The following is a 24,322-nucleotide window of genomic DNA, read 5'->3' as shown; positions in this document are numbered from 1 at the left end:
AAGGCCCGCTCAGCGGGCCTTTTTGTTTTCAGCATCCCCTTTTTGAGTTCGCTATGGCCGCGCCCCGTGAAACCGCCACCTTGATCCAATGGGATGACGCCAAGGGCTGTGGCTTTCTGCGCGGCGATTCGGAGCCGAGCCGGCTCTTCGTCAGGCTGCATGATTTCGAACTCTTGACCGAGCGCCCGCGGCAGGGCGAACGCTTCAGCTTCGAGCCCGGTGTCGATGGCCAGGGTCGGCGCCGCGCCCTGCGCGTGCGCCGGCCGCGCGCGCCCATCTCTGTTCGGCCTAGAAATTCGGCGGGCACGGCCGGGCTGCTCTTGATCCCGGGTTTTGCCGCGGTCTACCTGGTCTGCCACTTGCTCTGGGGCCTGCCGCCGGCGCTCTGGGGTGGCTATATGGCCCTGAGCCTGGCCAGCTTCATCGTCTACGCCGGTGACAAGCGCGCCGCCCGCTTGGGGCAGTGGCGGGTCAAGGAAAGCACCTTGCATGGCCTGGCTTTGGCGGGCGGCTGGCCCGGTGCTTTGCTGGCGCAGTCCGTCCTGCGCCACAAGAGCAGCAAGGCTGTGTTCCGGCGCCGCTTCTGGCTCACGGTCTGGGGCAACTGCTTCGCCTTCGCCCTGATCTTCACCCCGTTGCGCTCCTTGCTGTGGGCGGCGCTGGGCTTCGGCCCGATTTGACGCAGCAAAATGGATCGGCATTTCGGTCCATTTTGGCGCCGCCATTCCCCAGCACTCCGGCTAGGCTACGGCCTCATGGGGAAGTTCACATTCGTTTGTCGCCGAGGGCCGCCATGGAGGCTTTGAGTGCTGGCTGGAGTGCCTGGGTGGCACAGGCGCTGCCCTCGAGTTGGCCGCTGATCCGTGGCTCGTTGGCGCTTTTTCTCTTTGCCCTCGTGCCCGGCCTGTTGCTGCTGAACAGTGCGTCTGCCTTGCTGGCCGGCGCACTGGCTCGCGTGCAGCTCACGCTGCATGTCCGTCCACGAGGGGTGCCGCGCAGTCGTTGGCTCGGTGCGCTCTTGTTTGCTGCGGCCTTGTGGTGGCCCTGGCTTGGCGAGCTCACCAGCACCGAGGCCGTTCTGGCCAGCTTTGCTATGGCCTTCTGCGGGGCGCAGGCCCTGCTGGCCGGCTTGCAGCCGCGCCGCGCCTTGACGTCCAGCTTTCGCGGTCTGGCCTTGCTGGCCGCCGTGATCCTGGGCGCACTGCAGGCCTGGTTCACCCAGGGCAATTCAGGTGCCCTGTCCTTCGGTGTCGCGACCTCGCTCGCGGCAGCCGGGCTCTTGTGGATCAACGGTGGATCGCATCTGGCGCGCGCGCTGCGCTGTCTGTTGATGTGTGCGGTGGCGGGGCTGCCCTTGGCTTGGCGGCTGGTTCAGGGCGCCAGCGAGCCGGGCTTGCAGGCCGCACTGGAGGCCTGGCCGGCCTGGGGTCTGGGGGCGCGCGAAGCCGTGCTGCTCCTGTTCTTGTTGCTGGCGACCCGAGGTCTTCCGGCCCTCTTGCGCCATGTTGGTGAGTTGCAACTTGCGGCCGACAAGGAAGGCGAGGCGCATTTCATCGACCCCTTGACTGGTCTAGCCACCCGTCTGGGCCTGGAGCGGCAACTTGCCCTCGCCGTGGTGAACAGCGATGCCCATGAGCAGCCGCTGGCCTTGCTGCTGTTTGATTTGGACGGCTTCAACCCGGTCAACAGCAGTTTCGGTCATGACAAGGGAGACGCCTTGCTGCGCCTGGCCGGCGAGCGCTTGCGCGCCTGCTTGGGTGCCGGCGATGTGGCGGCGCGCATCGGCGGTGATGAGTTCGCCATCCTGCTGGCCGATGCCAGCAGCAAGGAGGCGGTGGCCAGCTTCACCGCGCGGGTGCTGGCGGAGCTGGCGCGGCCGTATCTGCTCGATCGGCGCGAGCTGGCCATTTCCTGTTCTGCCGGCATCGCCCGCTACCCGCTGGACGGCGGCAAGGCACGCATGCTGGCCTGTGCCGACGCGGCCAAGAGCGCGGCCAAGCGCCTCGGCGGTGCTTGCTACTGTTTTTATGCTGCCGGCATGGACGGCGACAGCCGCGAGCAGCTGGATCTGCTACGCGATCTGCGCCATGCCGTCGAGCGCGATCAGCTGGAGCTGTACTTCCAGCCCAAGATCGATGCGCGCAGCGGCGAGGTGACGGCTGCCGAGGCCTTGCTGCGCTGGCACCACCCGAGCCGCGGCATGGTGTCGCCGGTGATCTTCATCCCGATTGCTGAGCGCTTCGGCTTCATGCGCGAGCTCGGCAACTGGGTCATCGATGCGGCCTGCCGCCAAGCCCAGATCTGGCGCGAGAGCGGCCTGCGCATGCGCGTGGCCATCAACCTCTCGGCCCAGCAGATGCGCCAGGCCGACATCGTCGAACGGATTCAAAGCGCTTTGCAAGCCTCGGGCATGCATCCGACCTTGCTGACCTGCGAGATCACCGAGTCGGTGGTGATGGAAAACACCCAGGCCATCCAGGACACCTTCCGCCGTCTCGGTGAGCTGGGCGTGCATCTGTCCATCGATGATTTCGGCACCGGCTATTCTTCGCTCAGCTATCTGCGCCAGCTGCCGGCCCAGGAGCTCAAGGTCGACCGCGCCTTCGTCACCGATCTCGTGACCAGCGCCGATGCGCGCGCCGTGGTCGACGCCGTCATCAAGCTCGCCCACGCCCTGGGCCTGCGGGTGGTGGCCGAAGGGGTGGAAACGCAGGGCCAGCAGCAGGTGCTGGTGAACATGGGCTGCGATGAGCTGCAGGGCTATCTGTTTGCACGCCCCATGTCGGCCCAGGCCATCTTGCTCTGGGCCACCGACGACAAGAATTCGGCGCCGGCCTTCCGCGCGTCTTTGTTCGGCGACACCGTGGATCTGGACCAGCTCTGAACTTCCGGCCCGGGTCTGGCCAGAAAAGGGTGCGCCAGCGGGGATAATCGCCGCCATGCGGGAGACCCCAAACCCAGCGAGCGAAGACGAAGCTCGCTTTGAAGATTTTTTTCGCGACGCGGCTGCCCCCGGTGAGGCGCAGCTCTTGTGGCAGATGGAGCGCCAGGATGGCCTGATGGCCGGCCTGCGCGCCTTGTTTCACGGCCCGGCCAGCCTGGTCAAACTGCGCGTCTGGGTGTTCCTGGAAGTGATGGCCATGCCGGCCTCGCGCATCAGTCGTGAAGCGCTCAACCAGCATTTCCATATGTTGCGCGACGAGCCGCTGGAGCTGGTACTCAAGCGCCTGCGCGAGGCGGATCTGCTGGCCTGGGACGGCTCGAATCAGCATTACGGCGTCACGCCCCTGGCTCAGCAGCTCTTGGGCCTCTTGCAGCCCCTGCTCAACAGCAGCGTGCAGCAGGACGCCGACCTCAGTGCCTTGCTGGCCAATGTGGCCGGTGCTCACCAATTGGGCACCCTGGACCCGGCCCAGTTGCAGCATTTGCAGGCCCAGCTCTCGCGCCTCTACGACGAATTCGCCGACGCGATTGCCAGCGGCTCGGAGTTTCACCTGCGCCGCGCCCGCCAGCGCTTCGGCCGCGCGCTCAGCCTGGTCGAGAAGGCCAGCGAGGCACTCTCGGCCATCATGGTGCAGGCCCAGGAGCAGGGCAATGCCCGGCTGGAGCGTCTAGCGCGCGAGTTGGGCTTGGCACAGGCCCGCCTGCTGTCCATGGCCAGCCAGTTCAACCGCGCCCTGCAGCAGGCCGACCGCCAGCGCGTGACGCTCGGCTCCACCGGCATCACCACCACCGATGTCCGGCGCTGGCTGCAGAACGTGCATTTCCTGGAGAACCTGTCGTTGGGCGCGCTGTCGCGCCCGGTGCATCCGGTGCTGGTGGCTCAGCATGAGCTCTTGGACACCGCCGAGGCGGAGTTCGAGCGCGACCGTCCGGCCGCGCCCGCGCCCGAGGCCCTGCCCAGCGCCCAGGCGGCCCCCGAAGGGCAGCTGGCGGTGATGAGTCTGCCGCCGGAAATGGGCCTGATGCAGGCCTTGCTGACGCGCTGGAGCGAGGCGGGCGAGGTCGAGCAAGACCTGGCCCCGGCCGTGCTGGGCGGCAGTTATGCCCTGGCCAGCTACCGCGCGCAGCTGCTGCCCTTGCTTGGCGACCGCGAGGCCCAGCATCTGAATGGCGCCACCGGCGATATGGCGCGCCAGCCCTGGCGTGTGCACTGGTCGGCCGAGCAGGCGACCAGCGACGATGAGCACATCCGCTGGATGAGCCGCGGCGTGCTGCGCCGCCCGGCGGCCGAGGGCAGTGAAGAAGAACAACAAGAAGTACAACAAGATCCGAAGGAAGACCAAGCATGAGCGCTGCTCTTGACGACGCGGCCGCCCTGGCTGCGCAGCTGCTGGCCCGCCGCTGGCTGCCACGCAGCCATCCGCTGGTGCGCCGCGCCCTGATCGACACCGAGGTCTGGACGGCCCTGGGCCAGCGCCTGGCCGCCGTCGGCCTGCGCGTCATCGACAATCTGTACGCCGACCACATCAGCCTGGCCATGCTGCGCCCGGCCGAAGCGGCGGTGTTTGGCGAGACCGGCCTCGCCGCCAACAACAACCTCGATCTGCCGCGCGACGGTGTTGCCTTGCTGGTGGTGCTGTGGTCCTTGATCGTGCTGCCCAAGCGCCAGCGCCAAGTCGCCCGTGCCGATGCGAAAGAGCTGGGCCAGAACGAGATGTTCGCCACCGACAAGCCCCTGCCCACGGCGGCCAGCGTCAGCCCGACCCTGAGCTACCGCAGCCTGCTGGCCGACTTCGGCAACCAGCTGGGCAAGAAGATGCGCCTGGACAGCAACCTCAAGCTGCTCGAGCGCAACGGCTTCATCACCCGGCGCGGCGAGGACATCGCCGAAGGCCCGCTGCTGGACCTGCTGCTGGACTACGACACCCTGGCACCACGCATCCTCGACGGCGCCCTGGGTGATGTGCTGGCCCGCAGCACAGACCCGGAGATTGCCGCGGCCATTGCCAAGGCGCGTCAGCCCGAAGTGCCGGTGGCCGATCCAGAACTGGAAGCGGAAGCCCTGCCCGAACAAGAACAGAAGAAGAGCGAGACCTGATGTTTCACTTGCAATCGCTGGAACTGCTGCACTGGGACTACTGCCGGCGGGTGAGCATGCCGCTGGACGGCGCCATCATCACCATCGCCGGCCCCAATGGCTCGGGCAAGACCACCTTGCTCGATGCCATGCGCACGCTGCTAGGCCTGGAATGCTCGGGCGGCCGCACCTACAAGACCTATGCCCGCCACGCCAATGCCGAGAGCGCCTGGCTGCGCGCCTTGGTGGACAACCGCCCGCGTGGCCGCCAGAACAGCTCGCGGCCTTTTGCCAGCTCCCTGCTCTATGCCGACCAGGTGACCCTGGTCTGCCGCATCGAGCGCCACGGTGGCGACTGGCAGCGCCGCTACATGATGATGGACGGTGTCCATGAGATCGAGGCCCTGGCCGAGCGCGGTGACAAGGACTGGATGGGCATCGAAGCCTGGCGCCGCCGCCTGGAAGCGGCTGGCCTGACCCGCGCTATCGGCCGCGTGCTGGCCCTGGAGCAAGGCCAGACCGATCGCTTGTGCGAGCTCAGCCCCAAGGAGCTGCTGCGCCTGGTGTTCGAAGTCTTCGGGGATCAAGAGGTGCTCGACCGCTACGACCAGGCCCGCAGCCATCAGCAGCATTTGCTGAAAGAAGTCGAGCAGGCCACGCACGAGCTTTCACACACCCAGGCTCAGCTGTCCGATCTGGCCAACCGCGTCAACAGCTTCCAGCAGTACCAACTGCGCCAGAAGGAGCGCGAGCGCCTGGCCACCGAGGTGCTGCCGGTGCTGCAGTGGAGCGAGGCCCGTGCGCGCACGGCCCAGGGCCTGCGCGAGCTGCACCGCCAGCGCCTGTTTGCCGGCGCCGATGCGCGCCAGCAGGCGGCGCGGCGTGCAGAGTTGCATGGCCTGTTTGAAGCGCAGGAGCGCGCCAAGCAACGCCTGGTGGAATTGGAGACCGAGCGCCGCCAGACCCGCGCCGCGTTTGACGCCGCGCGCGAGGCCGAGCGGCCGCTGGAGCTCTTGGCCAAGCGCGAGGAAGAGCTGCGCACCCTGGCCGCTGTTGAGACCGATGCGCAGGAGCTGGCCCAGCGCGTGGAGCAGCTCAGCGGCGAGCAGCACCGCCTGCGCGAGGGCTTCACCCGCGCCAATGACCAGAGCCGCAAGGCCCAGGCTGCGCTGGAGGCCCTGAGCGGCCAGCGCCTGCCGCCGCCGCCGGCCGAGGTGACGCGCTTCCGCCGCGCGCTGGACGACGCCGGCATTGCCCACCATGTGCTGGCCGATTGCATCGACATTGCCGATGAGGCTTGGCGCGCTGCCGCCGAAGGCATGTTGCGGCCCTCGCGCTGGGTGGTGGTGCTGCAGCGCAGCGGCGACGAGGCCCATGCTTTTGCCCTGGCCTCGCGTGAGCGCTACCGCCATTACGTGGTGGCCGAGGCCGAGAACGTGCCGGCCAGTGTGCCGCCCGATTCCCTGCTCGCGGCTCTGCGTTTCAATGCCAAGGCTCCGGGCTGGCTGATTCGCCAGCTCGGCGGCATCCGCCGCGTCAAGGACACCGAGGCCGGCGCCAAAGTGGGCGGTGAGTGGATCACGCCCGATGCCTATTACAAGGACGGCCGCGGTGGCCGCAGCCTCTGGGTCGAGCCGCGTGACTTCCAATTCGGTGTGTCGGCCCTGGAGTCGCGCCGCAAGGCCCTGGAGAGCGAGCTCAACCGCTACGACGCGGAGCTGAGCCGCATCGCCAAGGAACAGGCCGAGGTCGAACGCCAGTTCAAGGATGCGCAGCGTGCCGCCCAGGGACACAAGGCCGCGCAAGAACTGGCCGAGAAGGCCGAGGACTTTGCGGCTGTTCGCGAGCGTCTGCCGGCCTTGCGCCAGGCTCGCGTCGAGGCCTCGGGCCGCATGACCGCGCTCGACGCCGAGCACGACCGCGCCCTGACCCAGCACAGCCGCAGCGAGCGCGATTACGAGTCGGCCCAGGCCAGCCTCAAGGCCAGCGAAGAGAACGTGGGCCGCGCTCAGCGCGAGCATGAGGGCCGCAAGCGCGAGCTGCTGGCCCAGGCGCGCGAGTCACGCGCGGTCAAGGCACGCTTCCCAGCCGCCTGGGTCGCGCCCGCGACGGTGCAGGCCTTGCGCGACGAGTTCGAGAACGCCAAGCAGGCCGAGATTGCCGGCCGCCATGTGCAGGCGGAGCTCGAGAACGGCGTCTGGGAGACCGACCCGCAGGTGCAGGACCGCCATGCGCGCATGAGTGTGTCGGTGCTTGAACAGACCGCCCAGCTCGATGACCGCCGCGCCAGCAATGAGATGGCCCGCATCGCCGCCTTCAACGCCCGCGAGCGCTACATCGACGTGCTGCGCGCCACGGTGCGTCGCTACAAGAAGAACGTGCAGGAGCTGGGTGAGTTGGCCGGCGTGATGGCGCAAGCGGAACTGCCGCACCTCGACAACGACGATATGGTGCTCGCCCAGGCGGGGCTGCAGGTCAAGTTCAACTTCGACGGCAAGGGTGAGGTGGGCCTGAACGACGGCGAGGCCTCGGGTGGCCAGCAGGTGCTCAAGAGCCTGATCCTGCTGGTGGGCCTGATGAAAGACGACGACTCGCCGGGCGGTTTTGTTTTCATTGACGAACCCTTTGCCCACTTGGACGTGCGCAACATCCAGCTGGTCGGCCACTTCCTGCGCTCCACCCGCGCGCAGTACCTGCTGACCACGCCGATCACGCACAACGTCGAGGTCTTCGAGCCCAGCGAGATCACCCTGGTCACCAGCAAGAAGCCGCGTGGCGAACGCTGGGCGCCGCCGATTGCGGTGCTGGCGCGGCGGCCTGAAAAGTCGATTTACGACTGAGCGCGCTGTTGCGATGTCTCGCGCCGCCCGCCTGCTGGACTTGATGGAGTTGCTGCGTCGGCACCGCCATCCGGTGGCCGGCGCCAGCCTGGCGGCGCAGCTGGGCATCAGCCTGCGCAGCCTCTACCGTGACATCGCCACCCTGCAGGTGCAGGGCGCGCAAATCGAGGGCGAGGCCGGCCTCGGCTATGTCCTCAAGCCGGGCTTCACCTTGCCGCCGCTGATGTTCTCGGCCGACGAAGTCGAGGCCTTGGTGCTGGGCTCGCGTTGGGTGGCCGGTCGCGCCGACGATGAGCAACTGGCGGCTGCCGCGCGCCATGCTCTGGCCAAGATCTCGGCCGTGCTGCCGGCCGAGTTGCGCCACGAGATGGACAGCACAGCCCTGTTGGTGGGCCCGGGCGAGCCGCTGCCGCGCCTGGACCAGGTGCTGGCCCGCTTGCGTGCGGCCATGCGCAAGGAGTGCAAGGTCCGCTTGCACTACTGCGATTTGAAGGGGCGCAGCAGCGAGCGCGTGGTCTGGCCTTTTGCCTTGGGCTTCTTCGACCAGGCCCGCGTGCTGGTGGCCTGGTGCGAGCTGCGCGGTGAGCGTCGGAGTTTTCGATGCGACCAGATCGAGGCTTTGGAGGTGCTGGAGGAGCGCTATCCCCAGCGGCGCCAGGTCTTGCTCAAGGCCTGGCGAGAAGCTGAGGGCATTGCCGCGCAGTGAGCTGAACGGCGTTCGGCCTGAGCTGCCTGCTGCTGCCAGAAATTGACAGGGCCGCTTCCTAGCATGGCGGCTCTTTCAACTCTTGGCTTGCAGCCGCCCTGAATCATGAATCCTGCGAATTCCAGCCTCCACAGCCAAGCCCATTTTGTGCTGCTCCATGTGCAGAGCCCGGCAGCGAGTGTGGCCTTCTATCGTCAGATCCTCGGTGCAGATCCGGTGGAAGCTTCGCCCACCTTCGCCATGTTTGCCCTGGCCTCGGGTCTGATGCTGGGCCTCTGGGCTCGTGACACGGTGTTGCCGGCCGCGGAGGGGCAGGGCGGCAGCAGTGAGCTGGCCTTTGTGCAGGACAGCGCAGCCGCCGTCGATGCGGTGCACGCGGCCTGGGCCGCACGCGGCGTGGCGGTTCTGCAAACGCCTACCGCCTTGGACTTCGGCTACACCTTCACGGCCAGCGATCCCGACGGCCACCGTCTGCGCGTGTTCGCGCCGGGCGGCCAATGAGCCTCATGGCAACGATGCCGTTACCCGGCTTCGAGCCTCCTGTCTCCCTGGCATGCGCGGCAGGCAACTGGCTGGTCGTGGCCAGCGCCGAGCATGTGCGCTTGGGTCGAGCCCAGGGTTTCATGCAGGTCTGTCACGGCAAGCTGGCGCCGCTGCGCCGGCTGCGCGCCGGCGACCGGGTGGTGTACTACTCGCCCAGCACCCGCTTTGGTGGTGGCGATCGGCTGCAAGCTTTCACGGCCTTGGGTCAGGTCTTGCCCGGCGAGCCCTATGCCTTCGACATGGGTGGCGGATTCGTGCCGCACCGGCGCGATGTGGCTTGGCGGGCCGAGGCGAGCGAGGCGGGCATTCAGCCCTTGCTGCCGCACTTGAGCTTCAGCGCCGGCCGGGCTCATTGGGGCTATGCCCTGCGCTTCGGCCTGCTGGCCATCACCGCCGAGGACATGGATCTGATCGCCGCCGCGATGCTCAAAGCGAGCAAGGCGGCTTGAGCGATGGCGCGATCGATCAGATGTCGATGGAGCGCAAATAGTCGCGGAAGCCCGCACCCAGCTGCGGGTGCGCCAGGGCCAGTTCCACATTGGCTTGCAGAAAGCCTTCCTTGCTGCCGCAGTCGTAGCGCTTGCCCTCGTAGCGGTAGGCAAACACCTTTTCGCGGCGCAGCAGGCCGGCAATGCCGTCGGTCAGCTGGATCTCGCCGCCGACTCCGCGCGGTTGGTTGGCGATCTCGTGAAAGACACCGGGCGTCAGGATGTAGCGGCCGGCCACGGCCAGGCGCGAGGGTGCATCTTCCGGCGCCGGCTTCTCGACGATGCGAGTGACGTCGACCAGATGCTCGTTGACCGCGGTGCCTGCGACGATGCCGTAACGGCGCGTGTGCTCGGCAGGCACTTCCTGCACCGCCAGAATGCTGGCCCGCCACTCGGAGAACTGCTCCACCATCTGCTTGAGCACCGGGGAGCCGCCGCTGGGGCCGACCATCAAGTCATCGGCCAGCAGCACCGCGAAGGGCTCGTTGCCGACCAGGCGCTGGCCGCAGAGCACCGCATGGCCGAGCCCCAAGGCCTGGGCCTGGCGCACGTAGACGCATTCCATATCGTCGGGCTTGACGCTGCGCACCACCTCCAACAGCTCTTGCTTACCCGCTTGTTCGAGGGCTATCTCGAGCTCGAAAGTCATGTCAAAGTGGTCTTCGATCGGTCGCTTGTGGCGGCCGGTCACAAAGATCATTTCCCGCACACCGGCGGCATAGGCTTCCTCGACGGCGTACTGGATCAGCGGCTTGTCCACCACCGGCAGCATTTCCTTGGGCTGCGCCTTGGTGGCCGGTAGAAAACGGGTGCCCAAACCGGCGACAGGAAAGATGGCCTTGGTGATGACAGAGTTCGGCTTGCTGGCCATAAAAGTACACTCCTCGATTTGCTTGAGCGCATTGTTGCATGGGCAAATGACGACTCTTCGTTGTGCACACGACCGACTTGAAACATGACTTTGCTGATCGTTGAACCGCTGGAAATGGAAGTCATGCAGTGGCTCAGCGAGCGCCATTCGGTGCAGTTCGCGCCCGAGCTGGCAGGCGAACCCGCGCGTTTGCTGGAGGCCTTGCACCAGATTCAAGGCCTGATCCTGCCGCCCAATGTGTCCGTCGATGCGGCCCTGCTGCGTGCCGCGCCGCGCTTGCGTGTGGTCGGGCGCATGAGTTCGGGCGGCGAGAACATCGACTTGGCGGCCTGTCGCAACGCGCATGTGGAGGTGATCCGCAGCCTGACCGCCACGGCCAGTGCCGAGGCCGAGTTCATGGTGGGCGCCTTGCTGGCTTTGCTGCGTCGCGTGCCGGTGCAGGGTTCGGACGGCATGTGGGTGGGCCGCGAGCTGGGATGTGTGACGGTGGGCCTGATCGGCCTGACGCCAGCGGCGCGCATGTTGGCGCAACTGCTGCCCGCCTTTGGCACCCGTGTGGTCGGCTATGACCCCAGCTTGCATCAGAGTGACCCGATCTGGGCGCAGTGGGGCATCGAGCCGGTTCCCTTGCGCGAGCTGATGGAGCACAGTGAAGGGGTTTGCGTACAGCTGAACTATTTCCCGCGCTACCGCGGCTTGGTTGGCGAGCGCGTGCTGGGTTTTTCCAAGCCGGGTCAGGTGCTGGTCAGCATTGCCCATTCCGCCATCTTTGATGACGTGGCTCTGGCCGAGGCCTTGCGCAGCGGCCGCCTGCTGGCTGCCTGGTTCGACAGCTTGGAGCCTGGCTTGCAGGAGCCAGGCCAGCCCTTGCACGGCGTGGACAGCCTGCAGGTGACGCCGCGCTTGGCCAGCACCACGCGTGAATCGCGCACGCGCGCCGCCTGGGGCGTGGCGCGGCGCATGGATGAGTTGCTGGCCACGCCACCCGAGGTGGCGGAGTTCCGCTCTACTTCACCAGCCGAGCTGCCTGATCCCGCAAGCGAGAGACGGTGGCGCTGAAGTCGTTCAGGCGCTGACGCTCCTGTTCGACCACGGCCGCCGGCGCGCGAGCCACAAAGCCTTCATTGCCGAGCTTGGCTTCGATCTTGGCGATTTCGCCGTCCAGGCGGGTGATTTCCTTGGCCAGGCGAGCCGTCTCGGCGGCCACATCGATCTCCACATGCAGGGCCAGGCGAGCGGCGCCGTGGACCAGCACCGGTGAGGTGGCACTGGCGGCTTGGAAGGCGGCTTCATCGCTGAAGATCTGCACGCCGCTGAGCTTGGCCAGCGCTTGCAGCAGGGCGGCGGCTTCGGCGATGAAACCGGTGTCGCCACCGACCAACAGGGGCACGCGGGTGCTGGGCGAGAGGCTCATCTCGCTGCGCAGGCTGCGGCAGGTGCCGACCACGGCCTTGAGGTTGTTGACCCAGGCGCAGGCGGCTTCATCGATGCGCTCGGGCTGGGCAATCGGGTACGCCGCGCCGACGAGGTAGTCGCTGTTCTTCCGACCGGCGATCGGCGCCACGGTTTGCCACAGCTCTTCGGTGATGAAGGGGGCGATCGGGTGCAGCAGGCGCAGCGTGGTCTCCAGCACGCGAATCAGGGTGCGGCGGGTCGCGCGTTGCTGGGCTTCGCTGCCGTTCTGGATCTGCACCTTGGCGATTTCCAGGTACCAGTCGCAGTACTCGTCCCAGACGAAGGAGTAGACAGCGTTGGCGACGTTGTCCAGGCGGTACTCGGCAAAGCCTTGAGCAACGGCCAGCTCGACCTTTTGCAGCTCGCTGCTGATCCAGCGGTCGGCGCGGCTGAAGTCCAAGTAGCCGTGCGCGGAACCGCCAGGGGCGCATTGCTCTTTCGTGTGCTCCAGCAGACCGCAGTCCTGGCCTTCGGTGTTCATCAGCACGAAGCGGGTGGCGTTCCAGAGCTTGTTGCAGAAATTGCGGTAGCCCTCGCAGCGCTTGGTGTCGAAATTGATGTTGCGACCCAGGCTGGCATAGGAGGCCATGGTGAAGCGCAGGGCGTCGGCGCCGTAGGTCGGCATGCCTTCGGGGAACTCCTTCTTCACCCGGGCCGCCACCTTGGGCGCGGTCTCGGGGCGGCGCAGGCCGACGGTGGACTTGGCCACCAAGGTGTCCAGATCCACGCCCTGGATCAGGTCCACTGGGTCCAGCACATTGCCTTCGCTCTTGCTCATCTTCTGGCCTTGCGAATCACGCACCAGACCGTGGATGTAGACATGCTTGAAGGGCACCTTGCCGGTGAAATGCTGGGTCATCATGATCATCCGGGCGACCCAGAAGAAGATGATGTCGTAACCCGTCACCAGCACGGTGGAGGGCAGGAACAGGTCCTGCTCCAGCGTCTTCTCGGGCCAGCCCAGGGTGGAGAAGGGCACCAGGGCGGAGGAGTACCAAGTGTCCAGCACGTCCTCGTCGCGCGTCAGTGCGCCCTTGTAGCCGGCAGCCGTGGCCTTGGCGCGGGCTTCGTCCTCGTCGCGGGCAACGAAGAGCTCACCGTTCTCGCCGTACCAGGCCGGGATCTGGTGGCCCCACCAGAGTTGGCGCGAGATGCACCAGTCCTGGATATTGCCCATCCAGTGGTTGTAGGTGTTGATCCACTGCTCGGGGAAGAACTTGACCGCGCCGCTCTCGACGGCATCGACCGCGCCCTGGGCGATGCTGCGGCCGGTGCTGGCGCTGACCTTGTTGACGGCCACAAACCATTGGTCGGTCAGCATGGGCTCGATCACCTGGCCGGTGCGCTCGCAGCGCGGCACCATCAGCTTGTGCTTCTTGACTTCGACCAGGAAGCCCTGGGCCCCCAGATCGGCAACGACCTTTTTGCGCGCGACGAAACGGTCCAGGCCGCGGTAGGCCTCGGGCGCTTCGTCGTTGATCTTGGCGTCCAGGGTCAGCACGCAGATCATGGCCAGACCGTGGCGCTGGCCGACGGCGTAGTCGTTGGTGTCGTGCGCGGGCGTGACCTTGACCACGCCGGTGCCGAACTCGCGGTCCACGTAGTCGTCGGCAATCACGGGGATGCTGCGGCCACACAGCGGCAGGGTCACCTGCTTGCCGATCAGCGCGGCATAACGCTCATCTTCCGGGTGCACCATCACGGCCACGTCGCCAAGCATGGTCTCGGGGCGGGTGGTGGCCACGGTCAGATCGCCGGAGCCATCGGCCAAGGGGTAGCGAATATGCCAGAGGAAGCCGTCTTCCTCTTCGCTGCTGACTTCCAGATCCGACACGGCGGACTTGAGCACCGGGTCCCAGTTGACCAGGCGCTTGCCGCGGTAGATCAGGCCTTCGTCGAAGAGCTTGACGAAGGTGTCGCGCACCACGTGCGAGAGCTTCTCGTCCATGGTGAAGTATTCATGGTCCCAGGACACCGAGTCGCCCAGGCGGCGCATCTGGCCGGTGATGGTATTGCCGGACTCTTGCTTCCATTCCCAGACGCGGGCGACGAAGTTCTTGCGGCCCAGGTCATGGCGGGTCTTGGCGCCCTCCGCGCCCTTGTCGGCCAGCTGGCGCTCCACCACGATTTGGGTGGCAATGCCGGCATGGTCGGTGCCGGGCACCCACAGGGTGTTGTGGCCCAGCATGCGGTGGTAGCGTGTCAACGAGTCCATGATGGTCTGGTTGAAGGCGTGGCCCATGTGCAAGGTGCCGGTCACATTGGGCGGCGGCAGCTGGATGCTGAAGGACTCGCGGCTCGCATCCAGGGTGGGCTTGTACAAGCCTTTTTGCTCCCACAAAGGGCCCCAATGGGCTTCGAGGGCGGCGGGCTCAAACGATTTGGCAAGTTCGGTCATGGCGCAAGGGTCGCTGCTGAGAAAACGGCAAAGGGGCCGGTGCGCCAGCGTTCGGCCAGCACCCGAGCCCCTGTTCGGCCGGAATTTGAAAGGAAAAGCACAAAAAGGGATGGCGCGATTGTCCACCATGCGCGCGCCTTCTCGCCTGGGGGCAGTGCCTCAGGGAAACAGCGCTTCGAGCAGGTGCTCGGCCCAGCTGCTGCGTGGTGCGAAGCGGTCCTGGCAAGGAATCAGGGAACTGCGCCCAGCCGGGTCCAGCATGCACAGGCCCACGGCGAGGGCCTGACGCTCCTGTTCCACCCGCACCAGGGCGCGGGCGAAGAAGCCCAGGCACAGCGACAGCAGGACCAAGCAAACCAGCAAGGACCTGGACGCGCGGCGCGAGGGTTTCGGGGCAGGGCGGTTCATCGGTGGCGGCGTCGGCGCTTCTCAAACTGAGCCCAGTAGGGCGGCGGTTCGCAGTCTATGCGAGCTGCCGCCGAGGGAGCCTGTGTCTGAGGGTGAACAAGACCCATGTTTCAGGGTTCGACAGCCTTGCTCACTCACATGAACAAATGTTCCCCCGCGTTGCGGCTGCGCCGGAACGCGGGCCTTGGCGCTGACGCGCTCTTGTGATGCGGGCTGCGCCCGTCCATCACATGAACAAATGTTCCCCCGCGTTGTGGCTGCGCCGGAACGCGGGGCTTGGCGCTGACGCGCTCATGTGATGCGGGCTGCGCCCGTCCATCACATGAACAAATGTTCCCCCGCGTTCTCCCCTCCGAGGACCACATAGTTGACCTTGCGCAGGTCCGCCAGGCTGCGGCCGCCGGCGTAGGAGATGGAGCTTTGCAGGTCCTCGCGCATCTCGCGCAAGGTGTCGGACAGCTTGCCCTTGACTGGCTCCAGGATGCGCTTGCCTTCCACATGCTTGTACTCGCCCTTGTTGAAGTCGCTGGCCGAGCCGTAGTACTCCTTGTAGAGCTTGCCGTCGACTTCCACCGTGTTGCCGGGTGATTCCTCATGGCCGGCGAACAGGGAGCCGATCATCACCATGGAGGCGCCAAAGCGCATGCTCTTGGCGATGTCGCCATGATGGCGGATGCCGCCGTCGGCGACGATGGGCTTGGTCGCCACACGGGCACACCATTTCAGGGCCGAGAGCTGCCAGCCGCCGGTGCCGAAGCCGGTCTTGAGCCGGGTGATGCAGACCTTGCCCGGGCCGATGCCGACCTTGGTCGCGTCTGCGCCCCAGTTTTCCAGGTCGATCACCGCTTCGGGCGTGCCGACATTGCCGGCGATCACAAAGGCCTCGGGCAGGCGTTGCTTGATATGGGCAATCATGCGCTGCACGCTTTCGGCATGGCCATGGGCGATGTCGATGGTGATGTAGTCGGCGCCCACGCCGTCGGCGGCCAGGCGGTCGATGACGGCATAGTCGGCGGCCTGCACGCCGGAGCTGACCGAGACCAGCAAGCCCTTGCTGCGCATGGACTTGGCGTAGGCCACCGTGTCCAGGTCGAAGCGGTGCATGACGTAGAAGTAACCGTTGGCGGCCAGGTGCTCGGTGATGTTTTCGTCCACCACCGTCTTCATATTGGCCGGGACGACCGGCAGCTTGAAGCGGTGGGGTCCGAACTGGACCGAGGTGTCACATTCGCTGCGGCTTTCCACGCGGCATTTGCGGGGCAGGAGCAGGATGTTGTCGTAGTCAAAGATTTCCATGAGTCGAATCGTTCGCAAGTTTCGGGCTGCGTTCATGCAGTGCAGGCCCTGGGCTGCGAGCACTTGACTTGGAGATCCGGCCGGCGTGGCGTCTCAGGAAAGAGGCACGCCTGCTTTGCATCCGCGAGGCCACCAGCAAGGGTGGTGCGGACGAAAAAAACCGGACGCCAAAATTTGGGCCCGGTGAGCGATTCTACGCTGATCTTGACCGACTCCGCTCCACAAACTCGGCGAAAAGCTGGAGCTGGCCCTCAGTTCTCACGCCATGTAGTCTGGCTACACTGCCTGCCACACCCGGGCCATCCAGGCTCCGCGACACCAAAGGTTCCATCCCATGCATTCCGTCGTCATCAGCGGCACCGGTCTCTACCAGCCGCCCCACATCATCAGCAACGCCGAACTGGTCGCTGCTTTCAACGCCTACGCGGACCTGCAGAACGCCCAGCATGCCGATGAAATCGCGGCCGGCACGCACGCGCCGCTGACGCACTCCAGCGTCGAGTTCATCGAAAAAGCATCCGGCATCAAACAGCGTTATGTGATTGAGAAGGATGGCGTGCTCGACCCCACGCGCATGTACCCGCGCTTCCAGGAGCGCAGCGACGACCAGCTCTCGCTGATGGCCGAGATCGCTGTGGACGCAGCCCGCAAAGCCATTGCCGCCGCGGGCAAGCAGCCGGCCGATGTGGACGCCATTTTCTGCGCCAGCGCCAATATGCAGCGGCCCTATCCGGCCATGGCGGTCGAAATCCAGCAGGCCCTGGGCGCCAGTGGCTATGGCTTTGACATGAACGTCGCTTGCTCCTCGGCCACCTTTGCCATCGAGCAGGCTTACAACGCTGTGCGGTCCGGTGCCTCGAAATGCGTGCTGGTGGTCAACCCCGAAATCACGTCCGCCCACTTGGAGTGGAAAGACCGCGACTGCCATTTCATCTTCGGCGATGTCTGCACCGCCCTGATCATCGAGCGCGCCGACACGGCCACCTCGGCCGACCAATGGGAGATCCTAGGCACCAGACTGGTGACCCAGTTCTCCAACGCCATTCGCAACAACTTCGGTTTCATGAACCGCGCCGAAGACAGCGACCCGAATGCGCGCGACAAGACCTTCAAGCAAGAAGGCCGCAAGGTCTTCAAGGAAGTCGTGCCCATGGCCGCCGCCCACATCGAGGCCCATCTGGGCACGCTGGACACCGTGCCGGCCACGGTGCGCCGCTTCTGGCTGCACCAAGCCAATCTGGGCATGAATCAGCTCATCATCAAGAAGCTGATCGGCGAGAGCATGGGCGCCTCCGGTTCGGACGTGGCGCCGTTGATTCTCGACACCTACGCCAACACCGCCTCGGCCGGCTCCATCATTGCCTTCCATGAACACCGCGCCGACCTGAAGGCCGGCGATCTGGGCGTGATCTGCTCTTTCGGTGCGGGCTATTCCATCGGCAGCGTGATCGTCAAGAAGCGCTGAGCCCGCGGCGAGCTCCTGCGCCGCTTGCCGTTCAAGGCAAGGGTGCGGAGGCGGCCTCGCTGGCCGCTGACGGCGGACTCAGGCTCGCCGTGCCATCGTGGCCGATGGCTCGAATGCCCGCCTCGCCGGCGAATTCTTCAAAGCTCCAGTCGCCGTTGGCGCCGCGCAGCAGGCCTTCGGCCGGCGGAGCGATTTCCTGCACCGGCTTGTTGCGCAGGGCCACGCTCATGAAGTCGATCCAGACCGGCAGGGCCAAGCCGCCGCCCGACTCGCGGTCGCCCAGCGAGCGCGGCTGGTCGTAACCGATCCAGACCACAGTGGCCAGACTCGGCTGGAAGCCGGCAAACCAGGCGTCGACCGCGTCGTTGGTGGTGCCGGTCTTGCCGTACAGGTCTGGGCGGCGCAGCGTGCCCTGGGCGCGTGCGGCCGTGCCACTGCGCGTCACTTCCTGCAGCAGGCTGGCGGTCACAAAGGCATTGCGCTCGGAGATGGCGCGCTGGTCCTCGCTCAGCTGGGCTTTGGGGGCTTCGAACAAGACCTGACCCTTGCTGTCGGTGATGCGCTGGATGATGACGGGCGGCAGGCGGTAGCCGCCGTTGGCAAATACCGCGTAGGCGCTGGCCATCTGCAAGGGCGTGACCTCGCTGGTGCCCAGGGCCAGGGTGAGGTTCTCGCGGCCGGCGTCGATCTCGATGCCGAAGCGTGAGGCCCATTCCCGCACCCGCGCCGGCCCGATCAGCTGGGTGATGCGGATGGTCACCATGTTCTTGGAGCGGGCCAGGGCCTGGCGCACGCTCATCAGTCCGTCGAACTTGCCGTCCGAGTTCTTGGGCTCCCAGTCGCCGAAGACCAGGGGTTCGTCAGGCACCACGGTGCCGGGGCTGACGCCTTGTTCCAGCGCGGCCGAGTAGACGATGGGCTTGAAGCTGGAGCCCGGCTGGCGCTTGGCCTGGGTGGCGTGGTTGTACTGCTTGCGGTTGAAATCAAAACCACCGACCAGGGCATGGACGCGGCCGGTGCCCGGCTCCAGCGCCACCAGCGCGCCTTCGGCCTCGGGCGGCTGGACGATGGACCAGGCGCCTTGCGGCTCGGCCTTGCTGGGCGCGCCGCGCATCACGCGCACGATGGCGCCGGGCCGCAAGCGGCTGGCTTCGCGTGCCTTGTCCGACAGGGCCGATTGCACGCCGCGCAAGGCCTCGCCGCTGAGCGTCAGCTCCTCGCCGCTCTGCATCACGGCCCGTACTTTTTGCGCCGAGGTTTGCAGCAGCACCGCGGCACGCAGATCGTCCTGGTCCGGGTGTTCGGCCAGGGCCTGGGTGATGGCCGTGTCGCGCTCGCCCTCGTCCTCGGGCAGGGCGACAAAGCCCTCCGGGCCGCGGTAGGGCTTGCGCTTTTCCAACTCCAGCAAGCTGCGACGCAGGGCCCGGTAGGCGGCGGCCTGCTCTTGCGAAACCAGGGTGGTGTAGACGCGCAAGCCCTTGGTGTAAGCCTCTTCGCCGTACTGCTCAAAGACCACGTCACGCGCCATTTCGGCGGCGAATTCGGCATGGACGCGCGCGTCCTGCGGCGAGCGGATGTGCAGCTTTTCTGCCTTGGCGATCTCGGCCTGCTCGGCCGTGATGACGCCGGTGTCGACCATGCGGTTGATCACCAGATGTTGGCGGCGGCGTGCGCGCTCCGGGTTGACCGCCGGATTGGCATAGGCCGGGTTTTGCGGCAGGCCGGCCAGCATGGCGGTTTCGGCGATGGAGAGGTCCTTGAGCGTCTTGCCGTAGTAGGCGCCGGCCGCGGCCTCGAAGCCATATGCCCGCTGACCCAGATAGATCTGGTTCATATAGACCTCGAGGATCTTTTGCTTGCTCAGCTCGCTTTCCAGCTTCATGGCCAGCAAGGCCTCGACGAATTTTCGCGAGTAGACCTTTTTCTTGGTCAGGTAGAGCGTTCGCGCCAGCTGCTGGGTGATGGTGGAGGCGCCTTGGCTGCGGCCTTGCGTGGTGTTGGCCACGATTGCGCGCAAGATGCCCGGCAGATAAATGCCGCTGTGCTCGTAGAAATTGCTGTCCTCGATGGCCAGCAAGGCGTCTTGCATCTGTTTGGGGATCTGGTCCAGCGGCAGGTATTTGCGCCGCTCGGTGCCGAATTCGCCGATCAGCACCTCGTCGCTGGTGAAGACCCTCAGCGATTGCTTGGGCTGGTAGTCGTTGAGCTCGGCCAGATCCGGCAGAGTCGGATAGATCAGCGCTGCCGCAACACCGAGCAGCAGGGTGATCAAAGCCAGCAGGGCGGCGCCGACGATCAGCAGTTTTTTGTTCAAGGTGCAGGACGTGAGCGCAGCGGTGTGCAATGGCCGCGATTATCACCAGCTGGGCTCAGCGGCCCGCTCGTCACATCCGGCAGCGACAAAGTGCCACCATTCAGGCCCGGCGGGCGCTTGATGTATCGTGCCGCCCATGAGTGAATTCAGCTTCTTGTGGCACGACTACGAAACTTTTGGCCGCGTGCCGCGCCGGGACCGACCGGCTCAGTTTGCAGGCATACGCACCGACGCCGATCTGAACGAAGTGGGCGAGCCGCTGATGCTGTACTGCCAGCCCAGCCCGGACAGCCTGCCGGACCCGGAGTCCTGCCTGCTGACCGGCATCCTGCCGCAGACTTGCTTGGAACGCGGTGTGCCGGAGCATGAGTTTGCGGCCGCCATCGAGGCGGCGCTGGCCGAGCCCGGGACGGTGGGCGTGGGCTACAACACCATCCGTTTTGACGACGAGGTGACGCGCCATTTGTTCTGGCGCAATCTGATCGACCCCTACGCGCGCGAATGGCAGAACGAGTGCGGGCGCTGGGACATTCTCGATGTGGTGCGCTGCGCTTACGCTTTGCGCCCCGAGGGTATCGAGTGGCCTCGCCATGAGGATGGCCGGCCGTCCTTCAAGCTCGAACATCTGACCGTGGCCAATGGCTTGGTGCATGAGGCGGCGCACGACGCGCTCAGCGATGTGCGCGCCACTATCGCCCTGGCCCGCCTGCTGAAAACCACACAGCCCAAGCTGTTCGACTTCTGCCTGCGTCTGCGCAAGAAAGATGCCGTCTGGGCCGAGATCGGCGTGGGCAGGCCCTTCCTGCACATCTCGGGCATGTACGGCCCGGAGCGCGGTTGCATCGCCCTGGTCTGGCCGCTGGCGCCGCATCCGACGAACAAGAATGAACTGATCGTCTGGGACCTGGCCAGCGACCCGAGCGAGCTGCTGACCCTGAACGCCGCCGACATTCGCGGCCGCATGTTCGTCAAGCAGGAGGATCTGCCCGAGGGCCAGACCCGGCTGCCGATCAAGACCATCCATATCAACAAGTCGCCCATCGTCATTGGCAAGCTCAAGACCCTGAGCCCGGACATGGCCGGACGCTGGGGACTGGACATGGCCCAAGGCCTGGCCCATGCCCAAATCCTGATGGAGAAAGGCCGCCTGTTGGACGGGTTCTGGGGTGATGTCTTCAAGCGTGAAGCGGCGCCAGGCCCAGCTGATGTGGACGAAGACCTCTACGGCGGCTTCATCGGCCCCGATGACCGCCGCACGCTGCAACGACTGCGCAGCCAGACGCCCGAGCAGATTGCACAGCGCGCGGCCGAAGGCAAGCTGGTGTTTGCCGACGAGCGCCTGGCCGAACTGGTGTTCCGCTACCGCGCACGCAACTTCCCGGCCAGCCTCAACGAGCCCGAGGCGCAGCGCTGGCAGGCTCATTGCGCCGCCCGCTTGCACGAGGGTGCCGGTGGCGCGCAGACTTTGTCGGCATTCTTCGAGCGTGTGGATGAGCTCAGCGAGGCTGCCGATGAGCGTGGTCAGGACATCCTGGGCGCGCTCTACGAGTACGCGGAGCAGATTGCGCCCGAAGCTTGAGACCAGGCATTCCGGAGGAGGGGCTCCGACTCTCTACAGCAACTCGGCATTGCGCATCAGCAAGCGGGCCAGCTGCCCGCTGCTCTGCATCTCCGCCATGCCTTTGTTGAAGGCCGCCACACGCTGTCCGTGGGCGGCTTGGGCCCGGTTGAAGGCCATATAGAGCGGCATGTCTGCCACCGAGGGCTCCAGCCAGACCAGGGTTGAAGCCGCCTCGGACAACTGGCGGCGCAGCAGGTAGGCCGCAACGCCCTTGTCCACCAGGGCCAAGTCAATGCGGCCCGCAAGCAGCTTGCGAAGATTGCCCAGGTCATCAAGCGCTTCGTCGCATTGCAGATTTGCTTGCTCGAACGCAGGCGGGTTCGCGTAGCCGCGCACGATGCCAATGCGCAGGCTTTTCAGACGGCTGAGGTCGCGCACATCAATGCGGCGCTCGCTGCGCGCCATGAAACCGATCCGGTTGGCAATGCCCAGGGATTGCGGAAAACTGAGGAAGCTTTCGCGCTCCGGATTGCGCCAGACGCCAATGACGCCGTCCCAGAGCCCGCGTTGCAGCTCGACGATCAGGCGAGACCAGGGGCGAAAGTCCATCTCCATCGTCTGGCCGCTTCGTGCCAAGGCTGCGCGGGCGATGGCGATGGCGGGCCCGCCGTCACTGCTTTCCTGTGTGGTGTAAGGGGGGAATTCAGTGGCCACGACGCGCAGCACGCTTTCAGTGCCCGTATTGGCCGGCGCCATGGTGGGAATGGCCTGCGCGAACGCGGGCGCAGCCAGTAGTGCCAGGGCATGGCGGCGATTGGGCATGAGGGGCAGCTCCTCGATCCTCGATTCGAAGGATGAAATCCGGCGCAAGCTGGCGATTGCTGCGTTGCTCGGAGCTTACGCTGCTTGAGGGCTGCGTTGGGCGGGCGTAGTCTCACACAAGCTCGCTTGGGCTGCCAGAGCCGTGAATTCGGTCCCAGGCGAGCAGGTTCAAGGAGATGCTCATGGATTCACTCGACACTGGGCAGGTTCAGTCGGTCGATAGGAGCGGTCCGCTTGGGTCAGTGCAAGGCCAGGCTTGCCTGCAACGACGCCGTCTTTTGCAGCTCAGCTCGACCCTGTTGTCGGTGGGGGCGCTCGGCGCCGCCGCAAATGCGTCTACAGCGGTAGCCAGGCCACCCTTGCTGTTGGCGCAAACGCCTCGCGGTGGTCTGCAGGGGCTGGACCTGAGTCGCTATCTGGTCAGCGAGAAATTCGATGGCGTGCGGGCTTTCTGGACTGGTGATCGCCTGCTGAGCCGCCAGGGCTTGGTCTTGCCTGCCCCGGCGAGCGTGCTCGAGCGCTTGCCGCCGCTTCAGCCCTTGGACGGCGAGCTGTGGATGGGGCGCGGGCGTTTCGAGGCGTGCTCGGCCGCCTTGCGGCGCAGCCAGCCGCGCGAAGAGGAGTGGCAACAGATCCAGTGCCTGCTGTTTGAGCTGCCAGGTGGGGCCGGTCCTTTCTCAAGGCGCGTGGCGCAGCTGCGGGAGATCGCCGCCGCGGTCGACACGCCGATGCTGCGCGTCGTGCCGCAAGAACAGGTCGGCAGCCTGGCCGAGCTGCGTCAGCGTTTGCGGGCCGTGCTGCGCGCTGGTGGAGAAGGCCTGATGCTGCATGAAGCCGATGCGCCCTACATCAGCGGCCGGCACGAGGCCCTGCTCAAACTCAAAGCGCATGACGATGAGGACGCGGTGGTCATCGCCCATCTGCCGGGCCAGGGGCGCTTGAGTGGCTTGCTGGGCGCGCTGCGGGTGCGCAATGCCGCCGGCCAGGAATTCAATCTTGGCAGCGGCTTCAGCGAGGCCCTGCGCCGCGCGCCGCCGCCGCTGGGCAGCACGGTCTGCTACCGCTACCGCGGGCTGACCGGCTCGGGCCTGCCGCGCTTTGCCACCTTCCTGCGGGTGCAGGATTTATAGGCCGCGCGGCGGCTCTCAGGGCGCCGGGCGCACCGGGGGCAGGGCGCTGCACAGCTCCACCCGATCGGGGCTGTGGACGAACCAGCCGCTGCGGTAGCGGCGCGAATCGAGCCAGCGCTTCCAGGTGGCGGTGTCGGTGCGCAGCACCTGCAGCTTGGGGCGCTCGGCCTCGGGCACATCGGCCAGCACGCGCACACGCTTGATGGGCGTGCGCTCTTCGGCCTTCTCGTAAAAGCCCAGCGTGCCGGTGCCACGGGGCAGGGCGCTGAGGCGTTCCATGCCTTGCAGCACGCGGCCGACGCTGGTGATGTTGAGGTCGAGCGCGCGCGGGGCATGGCCGATCACGGTGTAGAGCCCGCTGCCGTCGCTGGAATCGGGCTCATTGCCACGGGCGGCGCCGACCATGCTGTTGCAATGGGTCAACCAGGCGCGGCCCTTCTTGGGGTCGGCCGCCACCGGCCAACCATTGACGAAGCCGACCTGAGGCGCCCACCCATCGCGCTCGGGCAGGGCGCGGAAGTCCAGGCCTTTCAGCGCGCGGGAAAACTCGACCGGCGCCTTGGCCAGGTCCGCGGGCTTGGCGCGGGCGGTGGGCGCCTCGTCATCGGCATCGCCCCACTGGGTGACGTAGTTGTCCTGCACGCGGATGATGGCCAGGCCATCGAAATAGCCGCTGCGGGCCAGGCGCACGATGTTGCTGGCATGCACGGGCGCGAACTCGCGAGCCAGCTCAATCACCACCGTGCCGCTGGCCAGCTCCATCAGCAAAGCGTCCTCGGCCTTGACCTCGCGCCAGTCGCCGGGCTGGGCGGCGGCCAGCACATCGGCGCTGCTGGGACGTTTGCCGGGGTCAGGCTGTCCGGCGGCCTGGGCGCCAGCGCTCATCAGCAGAGTGGCCACAAGGTTGGTGACAAGGCTGATAGCCAGGGCGGGCAAGGTCTTGCGCATGGGGGGCTCCTCCGTGGGGATGCGATTGCAATCTGGCCGGCAGCATAGCCGCCGGCA

At 66.3% G+C, this 24,322-nt stretch carries 19 protein-coding genes; 12 read left to right on the top strand and 7 right to left on the bottom strand.

Annotated features, from left to right (window positions below; translation table 11 throughout):
• Nucleotides 1-53 precede the first annotated feature (53 nt).
• The 8 genes from LNV23_RS19360 to LNV23_RS19325 all read left to right on the top strand — a co-directional run bounded on the left by LNV23_RS19360 (nt 54) and on the right by LNV23_RS19325 (nt 9,558).
• Complete coding sequence (locus LNV23_RS19360; RefSeq protein WP_263564494.1) at nt 54-680, top strand: DUF1294 domain-containing protein; 627 nt, start codon at nt 54-56, stop codon at nt 678-680.
• 113 nt (nt 681-793) lie between these two features.
• On the top strand, nt 794-2,884 hold the full coding sequence (locus LNV23_RS19355; RefSeq protein WP_263564493.1) for a putative bifunctional diguanylate cyclase/phosphodiesterase: 2,091 nt from the start codon (nt 794-796) through the stop codon (nt 2,882-2,884).
• Between the two features lie 55 nt (nt 2,885-2,939).
• A complete protein-coding gene (locus tag LNV23_RS19350) occupies nt 2,940-4,292 on the top strand; it encodes a hypothetical protein (protein WP_263564492.1) in 1,353 nt (450 codons plus the stop codon).
• A complete protein-coding gene (locus LNV23_RS19345) occupies nt 4,289-5,041 on the top strand; it encodes a hypothetical protein (protein ID WP_263564491.1) in 753 nt (250 codons plus the stop codon). The genes LNV23_RS19350 and LNV23_RS19345 overlap by 4 nt, the downstream gene beginning before the upstream one ends.
• Nucleotides 5,041-7,860 carry an ATP-binding protein gene (locus tag LNV23_RS19340; protein WP_263564490.1) on the top strand — a complete coding sequence of 940 codons (2,820 nt, stop codon included), beginning with the start codon at nt 5,041-5,043 and terminating at the stop codon, nt 7,858-7,860. Before LNV23_RS19345 ends, LNV23_RS19340 begins: the two co-directional genes overlap by 1 nt.
• Nucleotides 7,861-7,873: 13 nt before the next feature.
• Nucleotides 7,874-8,566 carry a helix-turn-helix transcriptional regulator gene (locus LNV23_RS19335; RefSeq protein ID WP_263564489.1) on the top strand — a complete coding sequence of 231 codons (693 nt, stop codon included), beginning with the start codon at nt 7,874-7,876 and terminating at the stop codon, nt 8,564-8,566.
• A gap of 105 nt (nt 8,567-8,671) precedes the next feature.
• On the top strand, nt 8,672-9,067 hold the full coding sequence (locus LNV23_RS19330) for a VOC family protein (protein ID WP_263564488.1): 396 nt from the start codon (nt 8,672-8,674) through the stop codon (nt 9,065-9,067).
• 5 nt (nt 9,068-9,072) lie between these two features.
• Nucleotides 9,073-9,558 carry an EVE domain-containing protein gene (locus tag LNV23_RS19325; RefSeq protein ID WP_263564487.1) on the top strand — a complete coding sequence of 162 codons (486 nt, stop codon included), beginning with the start codon at nt 9,073-9,075 and terminating at the stop codon, nt 9,556-9,558.
• A 16-nt stretch (nt 9,559-9,574) separates the two neighbouring features.
• Here LNV23_RS19325 and galU read toward each other — a convergent pair whose 3' ends face one another.
• Nucleotides 9,575-10,468, bottom strand: a complete 894-nt coding sequence (gene galU, locus LNV23_RS19320; RefSeq protein ID WP_263564486.1) for a UTP--glucose-1-phosphate uridylyltransferase GalU — start codon at nt 10,466-10,468, stop codon at nt 9,575-9,577.
• An 84-nt stretch (nt 10,469-10,552) separates the two neighbouring features.
• Here galU and LNV23_RS19315 point away from each other — a divergent pair, with 84 nt between their 5' ends.
• Nucleotides 10,553-11,527 carry an NAD(P)-dependent oxidoreductase gene (locus LNV23_RS19315; RefSeq protein ID WP_263517437.1) on the top strand — a complete coding sequence of 325 codons (975 nt, stop codon included), beginning with the start codon at nt 10,553-10,555 and terminating at the stop codon, nt 11,525-11,527.
• Here LNV23_RS19315 and LNV23_RS19310 read toward each other — a convergent pair.
• From LNV23_RS19310 to LNV23_RS19300, 3 genes are all read right to left on the bottom strand, one after another.
• Entirely contained in the window at nt 11,475-14,321 is a 2,847-nt protein-coding gene (locus LNV23_RS19310; RefSeq protein ID WP_263564485.1) for a valine--tRNA ligase, read from the bottom strand. The two genes, LNV23_RS19315 and LNV23_RS19310, sit on opposite strands and share 53 nt — an antisense overlap.
• A gap of 159 nt (nt 14,322-14,480) precedes the next feature.
• Nucleotides 14,481-14,729, bottom strand: a complete 249-nt coding sequence (locus tag LNV23_RS19305) for a hypothetical protein (protein ID WP_263564484.1) — start codon at nt 14,727-14,729, stop codon at nt 14,481-14,483.
• A gap of 318 nt (nt 14,730-15,047) precedes the next feature.
• A complete protein-coding gene (locus tag LNV23_RS19300; RefSeq protein WP_263564483.1) occupies nt 15,048-16,025 on the bottom strand; it encodes a GMP reductase in 978 nt (325 codons plus the stop codon).
• Between the two features lie 334 nt (nt 16,026-16,359).
• On the opposite strand from LNV23_RS19300, the gene LNV23_RS19295 reads away from it, so the two are divergent.
• Nucleotides 16,360-17,490 (top strand): beta-ketoacyl-ACP synthase III, encoded by a 1,131-nt coding sequence (locus LNV23_RS19295; protein ID WP_263564482.1) that lies wholly within the window; start codon nt 16,360-16,362, stop codon nt 17,488-17,490.
• Nucleotides 17,491-17,521: 31 nt separating this feature from the next.
• On the opposite strand, the gene LNV23_RS19290 is transcribed toward LNV23_RS19295, so the two are convergent.
• A complete protein-coding gene (locus LNV23_RS19290) occupies nt 17,522-19,804 on the bottom strand; it encodes a penicillin-binding protein 1A (RefSeq protein ID WP_263564481.1) in 2,283 nt (760 codons plus the stop codon).
• 136 nt (nt 19,805-19,940) lie between these two features.
• On the opposite strand from LNV23_RS19290, the gene sbcB reads away from it, so the two are divergent.
• Nucleotides 19,941-21,383, top strand: a complete 1,443-nt coding sequence (gene sbcB, locus LNV23_RS19285) for an exodeoxyribonuclease I (protein ID WP_263564480.1) — start codon at nt 19,941-19,943, stop codon at nt 21,381-21,383.
• Nucleotides 21,384-21,416: 33 nt separating this feature from the next.
• Here the strand turns inward: sbcB and LNV23_RS19280 are convergent, their stop codons facing one another.
• Nucleotides 21,417-22,187 carry a substrate-binding periplasmic protein gene (locus LNV23_RS19280; protein ID WP_263564479.1) on the bottom strand — a complete coding sequence of 257 codons (771 nt, stop codon included), beginning with the start codon at nt 22,185-22,187 and terminating at the stop codon, nt 21,417-21,419.
• A gap of 242 nt (nt 22,188-22,429) precedes the next feature.
• On the opposite strand from LNV23_RS19280, the gene LNV23_RS19275 reads away from it, so the two are divergent.
• Nucleotides 22,430-23,317: a DNA ligase gene (locus LNV23_RS19275; RefSeq protein WP_263564533.1), complete on the top strand. Its 888-nt coding sequence runs from the start codon at nt 22,430-22,432 to the stop codon at nt 23,315-23,317.
• A gap of 15 nt (nt 23,318-23,332) precedes the next feature.
• On the opposite strand, the gene LNV23_RS19270 is transcribed toward LNV23_RS19275, so the two are convergent.
• Complete coding sequence (locus LNV23_RS19270; protein ID WP_263564478.1) at nt 23,333-24,265, bottom strand: peptidylprolyl isomerase; 933 nt, start codon at nt 24,263-24,265, stop codon at nt 23,333-23,335.
• Nucleotides 24,266-24,322 lie beyond the last annotated feature (57 nt).

Source organism: Kinneretia sp. DJ1R-11 (assembly GCF_025717595.1).
Classification (GTDB): Bacteria; Pseudomonadota; Gammaproteobacteria; order Burkholderiales; family Burkholderiaceae_C; genus Paucibacter_A.
This window is presented reverse-complemented; position numbering and strand designations above follow the sequence as displayed.

Excerpts from the sequence above, each read along its gene's own strand:
- LNV23_RS19360 (WP_263564494.1), top strand. The coding sequence starts at position 54 with ATGGCCGCGCCCCGTGAAACCGCCACCTTGATCCAATGGGATGACGCC.
- LNV23_RS19355 (WP_263564493.1), top strand. The coding sequence starts at position 794 with ATGGAGGCTTTGAGTGCTGGCTGGAGTGCCTGGGTGGCACAGGCGCTG.
- LNV23_RS19350 (WP_263564492.1), top strand. The coding sequence starts at position 2,940 with ATGCGGGAGACCCCAAACCCAGCGAGCGAAGACGAAGCTCGCTTTGAA.
- LNV23_RS19345 (WP_263564491.1), top strand. The coding sequence starts at position 4,289 with ATGAGCGCTGCTCTTGACGACGCGGCCGCCCTGGCTGCGCAGCTGCTG.
- LNV23_RS19340 (WP_263564490.1), top strand. The coding sequence starts at position 5,041 with ATGTTTCACTTGCAATCGCTGGAACTGCTGCACTGGGACTACTGCCGG.
- LNV23_RS19335 (WP_263564489.1), top strand. The coding sequence starts at position 7,874 with ATGTCTCGCGCCGCCCGCCTGCTGGACTTGATGGAGTTGCTGCGTCGG.
- LNV23_RS19330 (WP_263564488.1), top strand. The coding sequence starts at position 8,672 with ATGAATCCTGCGAATTCCAGCCTCCACAGCCAAGCCCATTTTGTGCTG.
- LNV23_RS19325 (WP_263564487.1), top strand. The coding sequence starts at position 9,073 with ATGGCAACGATGCCGTTACCCGGCTTCGAGCCTCCTGTCTCCCTGGCA.
- galU (WP_263564486.1), bottom strand. The coding sequence starts at position 10,468 with ATGGCCAGCAAGCCGAACTCTGTCATCACCAAGGCCATCTTTCCTGTC.
- LNV23_RS19315 (WP_263517437.1), top strand. The coding sequence starts at position 10,553 with ATGACTTTGCTGATCGTTGAACCGCTGGAAATGGAAGTCATGCAGTGG.
- LNV23_RS19310 (WP_263564485.1), bottom strand. The coding sequence starts at position 14,321 with ATGACCGAACTTGCCAAATCGTTTGAGCCCGCCGCCCTCGAAGCCCAT.
- LNV23_RS19305 (WP_263564484.1), bottom strand. The coding sequence starts at position 14,729 with ATGAACCGCCCTGCCCCGAAACCCTCGCGCCGCGCGTCCAGGTCCTTG.
- LNV23_RS19300 (WP_263564483.1), bottom strand. The coding sequence starts at position 16,025 with ATGGAAATCTTTGACTACGACAACATCCTGCTCCTGCCCCGCAAATGC.
- LNV23_RS19295 (WP_263564482.1), top strand. The coding sequence starts at position 16,360 with ATGCATTCCGTCGTCATCAGCGGCACCGGTCTCTACCAGCCGCCCCAC.
- sbcB (WP_263564480.1), top strand. The coding sequence starts at position 19,941 with ATGAGTGAATTCAGCTTCTTGTGGCACGACTACGAAACTTTTGGCCGC.
- LNV23_RS19280 (WP_263564479.1), bottom strand. The coding sequence starts at position 22,187 with ATGCCCAATCGCCGCCATGCCCTGGCACTACTGGCTGCGCCCGCGTTC.
- LNV23_RS19270 (WP_263564478.1), bottom strand. The coding sequence starts at position 24,265 with ATGCGCAAGACCTTGCCCGCCCTGGCTATCAGCCTTGTCACCAACCTT.